This is a genomic window from Citrobacter sp. wls827, from assembly GCF_005280875.1.
GTDB classification, from domain to species: domain Bacteria; phylum Pseudomonadota; class Gammaproteobacteria; order Enterobacterales; family Enterobacteriaceae; genus Citrobacter; species Citrobacter youngae.
The window spans coordinates 120,853-128,065 of record NZ_SZWR01000018.1; the positions used below are offsets into that span (position 1 = coordinate 120,853).

General features: G+C 53.8%; 4 protein-coding genes. All 4 read left to right on the plus strand.

From position 1 onward, the window contains the following. Positions 1 to 56: 56 nt before the first annotated feature. The 4 genes from parC (at position 57) to FDX03_RS13825 (ending at position 7,094) form a co-directional block, all read left to right on the plus strand. Complete coding sequence (gene parC, locus FDX03_RS13810; RefSeq protein WP_101742476.1) at positions 57 to 2,315, plus strand: DNA topoisomerase IV subunit A; 2,259 nt, start codon at positions 57 to 59, stop codon at positions 2,313 to 2,315. A 196-nt stretch (positions 2,316 to 2,511) separates the two neighbouring features. Next, a complete protein-coding gene (gene plsC, locus FDX03_RS13815; protein WP_040233973.1) occupies positions 2,512 to 3,249 on the plus strand; it encodes a 1-acylglycerol-3-phosphate O-acyltransferase in 738 nt (245 codons plus the stop codon). 71 nt (positions 3,250 to 3,320) lie between these two features. Then, a complete protein-coding gene (ftsP, locus tag FDX03_RS13820) occupies positions 3,321 to 4,733 on the plus strand; it encodes a cell division protein FtsP (protein WP_005123112.1) in 1,413 nt (470 codons plus the stop codon). 189 nt (positions 4,734 to 4,922) lie between these two features. Continuing rightward, positions 4,923 to 7,094 carry a YgiQ family radical SAM protein gene (locus FDX03_RS13825; RefSeq protein ID WP_137346070.1) on the plus strand — a complete coding sequence of 724 codons (2,172 nt, stop codon included), beginning with the start codon at positions 4,923 to 4,925 and terminating at the stop codon, positions 7,092 to 7,094. Positions 7,095 to 7,213 lie beyond the last annotated feature (119 nt).

The window sequence follows — 7,213 nt, forward strand, 5'->3', positions numbered from 1 at the left end:
TATCTGCGGCAATATTGCCCTTCAATAGACGGGTATAAGTTGAGGAACCACGATTAATGAGCGATATGGCAGAGCGCCTTGCGCTGCATGAATTCACGGAAAACGCCTATCTGAACTACTCCATGTACGTCATCATGGACAGGGCGTTACCGTTTATTGGTGATGGTCTGAAACCTGTTCAGCGTCGCATCGTTTACGCGATGTCCGAACTGGGGCTGAATGCCAGCGCCAAATTTAAAAAATCCGCCCGTACCGTCGGTGACGTATTGGGTAAATACCATCCGCACGGCGACAGCGCCTGCTATGAAGCGATGGTGCTGATGGCCCAGCCCTTCTCTTACCGTTATCCGCTGGTTGACGGGCAGGGGAACTGGGGGGCACCAGACGATCCGAAATCCTTCGCCGCGATGCGTTACACGGAATCCCGCCTGTCTAAATATGCGGAAGTCCTGCTGGGTGAACTCGGTCAGGGCACGTCAGACTGGGTGCCAAACTTCGACGGTACCATGCAGGAGCCGAAAATGCTGCCTGCGCGTCTGCCGAATATTTTGCTCAACGGCACGACCGGGATTGCCGTGGGTATGGCGACGGATATTCCACCGCATAACTTGCGTGAAGTGGCCAAAGCGGCAATTACGCTGATTGAGCAGCCGAAAACGACGCTGGATCAACTGCTGGATATCGTACAGGGGCCGGATTATCCGACCGAAGCAGAAATCATTACCTCGCGTGCGGAGATTCGTAAGATTTACGAAAACGGACGCGGTTCCGTACGTATGCGTGCGGTATGGACGAAAGAAGACGGCGCGGTGGTGATTTCCGCGCTGCCGCATCAGGTTTCCGGGGCTAAAGTGCTGGAGCAGATCGCCGCTCAGATGCGCAATAAAAAGCTGCCGATGGTCGATGACCTGCGCGACGAATCGGATCACGAAAACCCGACTCGTCTGGTGATTGTCCCGCGGTCGAATCGCGTAGATATGGAACAGGTGATGAACCATCTGTTTGCTACTACCGATCTGGAAAAAAGCTATCGCATTAACCTGAACATGATTGGCCTCGACGGTCGTCCGGCGGTGAAAAACCTGCTGGAGATCCTCACCGAATGGCTGACGTTCCGTCGCGATACCGTGCGCCGTCGCCTGAACTATCGCCTGGAGAAAGTACTCAAACGCCTGCACATTCTTGAAGGTTTGCTGATAGCGTTCCTCAATATTGACGAAGTAATCGAAATTATTCGTCATGAAGATGAACCTAAACCCGAGCTGATGTCGCGGTTTGGTATTTCAGAAACTCAGGCGGAGGCCATTCTTGAGCTGAAATTACGCCACCTTGCCAAACTCGAAGAGATGAAAATCCGCGGTGAGCAGGACGAACTGGCGAAAGAGCGCGATCAACTGCAGGGCATTCTGGCCTCTGAACGCAAAATGAGTAACCTGCTGAAGAAAGAACTGCAGGCTGATGCGGATGCCTATGGTGACGATCGCCGTTCTCCACTGCGGGAGCGTGAAGAAGCGAAGGCGATGAGCGAGCATGACATGCTGCCGTCTGAGCCGGTGACCATTGTGCTGTCCCAGAGTGGCTGGGTGCGTAGCGCGAAAGGCCACGACATCGATGCGCCAGGCTTAAGCTATAAAGCGGGCGACAGCTTTAAGTCGGCGGTGAAGGGTAAGAGCAACCAACCGGTGGTGTTCGTTGACTCAACCGGGCGTAGCTATGCTATCGACCCGATTACGCTGCCGTCGGCGCGTGGTCAGGGTGAGCCGTTGACCGGGAAGCTCACGCTACCACCGGGCGCGACGGTTGAGCATATGCTGATGGAAGGCGACGATCAGAAGCTGCTGATGGCATCTGATGCCGGTTACGGTTTTGTCTGCACCTTCAATGACCTGGTCGCGCGTAACCGTGCGGGCAAGGCATTGATTACGCTACCGGAAAACGCGCATGTTATGCCGCCGGTGGTGATTGAAGATGAAACCGATATGCTGCTGGCGATTACCCATGCGGGCCGCATGTTGATGTTCCCGGTGAGCGATTTGCCGCAGTTGTCGAAAGGCAAAGGGAACAAGATAATCAATATTCCTTCTGCGGAAGCTGCGAAAGGCGAAGATGGTCTGGCACAACTCTACGTGCTGCCGCCGCAAAGCACGCTGACTATCCACGTCGGGAAACGCAAAATTAAACTGCGCCCTGAAGAGCTACAGAAGGTAACCGGCGAGCGTGGTCGTCGCGGTACGCTCATGCGCGGTCTGCAACGCATCGACCGTGTTGAGATTGACTCGCCTCGACGCGCCAGTCACGGCGACAGTGAAGAATAACGCCAGCGTCTGGCTCTCCCTGTTTTCGCACAGGGAGAGCTTGTTTTAAAAATTCCCGTGAAACCGTTGTTTATTCGTGCGTTGCGATTAACAATACGCTTTTCCAGAGAGCCACTCTTAACAATGCCCTAACCTGATGCAGTATTCGGAATCAGGTGACGTAGAATGCCAGGCTCTTAGGCCTTTAGAGGTTGTTATGCTATATATTTTTCGTTTAATTATTACTGTTATTTACTGCATTTTGGTCTGTATTTTCGGTTGCATATACTGTCTGTTCAGCCCAAGAAATCCAAAACACGTTGCGACGTTCGGCCATATGTTTGGTCGCCTGGCTCCCCTGTATGGCCTGAAGGTCGAGTGTCGCATGCCGCCTGACGCGAAGAACTATGGTAATGCTATCTATATTTGTAACCACCAGAATAACTATGACATGGTTACCGCAGCGAATATCGTTCAGCCACCGACGGTCACAGTAGGTAAAAAAAGCCTGTTGTGGATCCCTTTCTTCGGACAACTGTACTGGCTCACCGGTAATCTGTTGATCGACAGAAATAACCGCGCCAAAGCGCACAGCACTATTGCGGCGGTGGTGAACCACTTTAAAAAGCGTCGTATCTCTATCTGGATGTTCCCTGAAGGAACGCGTAGCCGCGGTCGCGGTCTGCTGCCGTTTAAAACCGGTGCGTTCCATGCGGCAATTGCTGCGGGTGTCCCGGTTATCCCTGTTTGCGTTTCAACGACCTCTAATAAGATCAAATTGAACCGACTCAATAATGGGCTGGCGATTGTAGAGATGCTGCCGCCGGTGGATATCAGTCATTTTGGTAAAGATCAGGTTCGTGAACTGGCAGCGCATTGCCGCACGCTGATGGAACAAAAAATCGCAGAACTCGATAAAGAAGTTGCTGAGCGGGAAGCTGCCGGTAAGGTTTGATTCGCTCATTTCGGGTTTGTTACAGGAAATGATTTCCTGCGTGTTAATCGCCAGTTTTTCATGGAGCTTATATGTCATTCAGTCGGCGTCAGTTCATTCAGGCATCGGGGATCGCACTGTGTGCAGGTGCTGTTCCGCTGAAGGCTAATGCTGCCGGTCAGCAACAACCGCTACCTGTTCCCCCCCTGCTGGAGTCCCGTCGGGGACAGCCGCTATTTATGACGCTGCAACGTGCGCACTGGTCGTTTACGCCGGGCACGCGCGCACCCGTCTGGGGTGTTAACGGGCGCTACCTGGGGCCGACAATCCGCGTCTGGAAAGGTGATGACGTCAAGCTTATCTACAGCAACCGTCTGACAGAAAATGTCTCAATGACCGTTGCCGGGTTACAGGTCCCAGGTCCTCTTATGGGGGGGCCGGCGCGTATGATGTCGCCTAATGCGGACTGGGCGCCCGTGCTGCCGATTCGCCAGAGTGCTGCAACCTTGTGGTATCACGCCAACACGCCAAATCGCACTGCCCAGCAGGTCTATAACGGCCTTGCCGGGATGTGGCTGGTTGAAGATGAAGTGAGTAAATCACTGCCGATCCCTAACCACTACGGCGTGGATGATTTTCCAGTCATTATTCAGGATAAGCGTCTGGATAACTTCGGTACGCCAGAATATAGCGAACCGGGCAGTGGGGGGTTTGTGGGGGATACTCTTCTGGTCAACGGGGCGCAAAGTCCGTATGTCGAAGTGTCCCGCGGCTGGGTGCGTTTGCGTTTGCTGAATGCCTCAAATTCGCGTCGTTATTTGCTGAAAATGAGCGATGGTCGTGCGCTGCATGTTATCTCAGGCGATCAGGGGTTTTTACCCGCGCCGGTTTCGGTGAAGCAGCTATCGTTGGCGCCAGGCGAGCGTCGTGAGATTCTGGTCGATATGACCAACGGTGATGAAGTTTCGATTACCTGCGGCGAGGCGGCCAGTATTGTCGACAGGATCCGTGGTTTCTTTGAACCTTCCAGTATCCTGATCTCCACGCTGGTACTGACTCTGCGACCAACCGGCCTTCTGCCGCTGGTAACGGATAGCCTGCCAATGCGTCTGTTACCCACCGAAATTTTGAGCGGCTCGCCGATTCGCAGCCGTGATATTAGCCTTGATGACGATCCCGGAATCAATGGCCAACTGTGGGATGTCAATCGCATGGATATCACGGCGCAGCAGGGATCCTGGGAGCGCTGGACGGTGCGTGCAGATATGCCGCAGTCGTTCCATATTGAAGGCGTCTCTTTCCTGATCCGTAATGTGAATGGCGCGATGCCGTTCCCGGAAGACCGTGGCTGGAAAGATACCGTCTGGGTTGATGGGCAAGTGGAGTTGCTGGTCTATTATGGGCAGCCTTCCTGGGCGCATTTCCCGTTCTACTTCAACAGCCAGACGCTGGAAATGGCAGACCGTGGTTCTATTGGCCAGATGCTGGTGAATCCGGCACCGTAATAGATATTCCTGTGCCGGGTGGCGGCTTCGCCTAACCCGGCCTGGACCGTGCGAAAGCACAGGAACGGTCAGCGTAGCACCAGCAGAGATGAAATTTAACATCCTTACAATACTCCTTCATTTCCCCTGTTGTTCCAGCGTATAATCCCCGGCCTTTGATTATTTTTTTACCATTTTTTTGGAAGCATTATGAGCGCAATATCCCTGATCCAACCGGACAGAGACCTTTTCTCCTGGCCGCAGTACTGGGCCGCCTGCTTTGGGCCGGCACCATTTTTGCCGATGTCACGCGACGAAATGGATCAACTTGGCTGGGATAGCTGCGACATCATTCTGGTTACCGGCGATGCGTACGTCGATCACCCGAGCTTCGGCATGGCTATTTGCGGCCGTATGCTGGAAGCGCAGGGCTTTCGCGTGGGGATCATCGCCCAACCGGAGTGGAACAGCAAAGATGACTTTATGCGTCTGGGCAAACCTAACCTGTTCTTCGGCGTAACCGCAGGCAACATGGACTCGATGATCAACCGTTATACCGCCGATCGCCGACTGCGCCATGACGATGCCTATACGCCGGACAACGTGGCGGGTAAACGCCCGGACCGTGCGACGTTGGTTTATACCCAGCGCTGTAAAGAAGCCTGGAAAGATGTGCCGGTTATTCTCGGCGGTATTGAAGCCAGCCTGCGCCGTACTGCGCATTACGATTACTGGTCAGATACCGTACGCCGTTCCGTGCTGGTGGATTCAAAAGCTGACATGCTGATGTTTGGTAACGGCGAACGTCCATTGGTGGAAGTCGCACACCGTCTGGCGATGGGCGAAACCATTGATCAGATCCGCGACGTGCGTAATACCGCGATTATGGTTAAAGAAGCGCTGCCGGGCTGGAGCGGGGTGGATTCCACACGTCTGGATATGCCCGGGAAAATTGACCCTATCCCCCATCCGTATGGCGAAGACTTGCCGTGTGCTGATAACAAACCGGTCGCACCGAAAAAACAAGAAGCGAAAGCGGTAACCGTACAGCCGCCGCGTCCGAAGCCGTGGGAAAAAACCTACGTACTGTTACCGTCTTTCGAGAAAGTTAAGAGCGACAAAGTTCTGTACGCCCATGCGTCGCGTATTCTGCATCACGAAACGAACCCAGGATGCGCGCGTGCACTGATGCAAAAGCATGGCGATCGCTATATTTGGGTTAACCCGCCAGCGATCCCGTTGTCGACTGAAGAAATGGACAGCGTCTTTGCACTGCCGTACAAGCGCGTACCGCATCCGGCGTACGGTAACAGCCGTATTCCCGCCTATGAGATGATCCGTTTCTCGATCAATATCATGCGTGGCTGTTTTGGTGGTTGCTCGTTCTGTTCGATCACCGAGCACGAAGGGCGCATTATCCAGAGCCGTTCCGAAGATTCGATCATCAATGAGATCGAAGCCATTCGCGATACCGTTCCGGGCTTTACCGGCGTGATTTCCGATCTCGGCGGTCCAACTGCAAACATGTATATGCTGCGCTGTAAGTCTCCGCGTGCAGAACAGACCTGTCGTCGTCTGTCCTGCGTTTACCCGGATATCTGCCCGCATATGGATACTAACCACGAACCGACGATTAATCTCTACCGCCGCGCGCGTGATCTGAAAGGCATTAAAAAGATCCTTATCGCATCCGGGGTGCGTTATGACATCGCCGTGGAGGACCCGCGCTATATTAAAGAGTTGGCAACTCACCATGTGGGTGGCTACCTGAAGATTGCGCCGGAGCATACAGAAGAAGGCCCATTGTCGAAGATGATGAAGCCGGGTATGGGCAGCTACGACCGCTTTAAAGAGTTATTCGATACTTACTCTAAACAGGCCGGTAAAGAGCAGTACCTGATCCCCTATTTTATCTCTGCGCACCCGGGTACGCGTGATGAGGATATGGTGAATCTGGCTCTGTGGCTGAAACAGCGTCGTTTCCGTTTGGATCAAGTGCAGAACTTCTACCCATCACCGCTGGCAAACTCTACAACCATGTATTACACCGGGAAAAACCCGTTGGGCAAAATTGGTTATAAGAGTGAAGATGTGGTAGTGCCAAGAGGTGATAAACAGCGCCGTCTGCATAAAGCACTGCTGCGTTACCATGATCCTGCTAACTGGCCGTTAATCCGTCAGGCGCTGGAAGATATGGGGAAAAAGCATCTGATTGGCGGTCGTCGCGAATGTCTGGTTCCGGCCCCGACGCTGGAAGAGATACGTGAAGCACGTCGTCAGAACCGCCATACCCGTCCGGCACTGACCAAGCATACGCCAGTCGCGCACCAGCGTCAGACACCTGCAGCGAATAAAAAACGCGGGAAAGTCGCGGGGCGCTAATCTGTCTTGCCCGGTAGTGAAATGCTTACCGGGCCAGACAGACCGTAGGCCGGATAAGGTGCTCGCACCGCCATCCGGCAGACATGCTCAGTATTTATGCTTCGCGAATTCTGGCCGCT

Coding starts and splice junctions, on each gene's coding strand:
- plsC (WP_040233973.1), top strand. CDS start 2,512: ATGCTATATATTTTTCGTTTAATTATTACTGTTATTTACTGCATTTTG.
- FDX03_RS13825 (WP_137346070.1), top strand. CDS start 4,923: ATGAGCGCAATATCCCTGATCCAACCGGACAGAGACCTTTTCTCCTGG.
- parC (WP_101742476.1), top strand. CDS start 57: ATGAGCGATATGGCAGAGCGCCTTGCGCTGCATGAATTCACGGAAAAC.
- ftsP (WP_005123112.1), top strand. CDS start 3,321: ATGTCATTCAGTCGGCGTCAGTTCATTCAGGCATCGGGGATCGCACTG.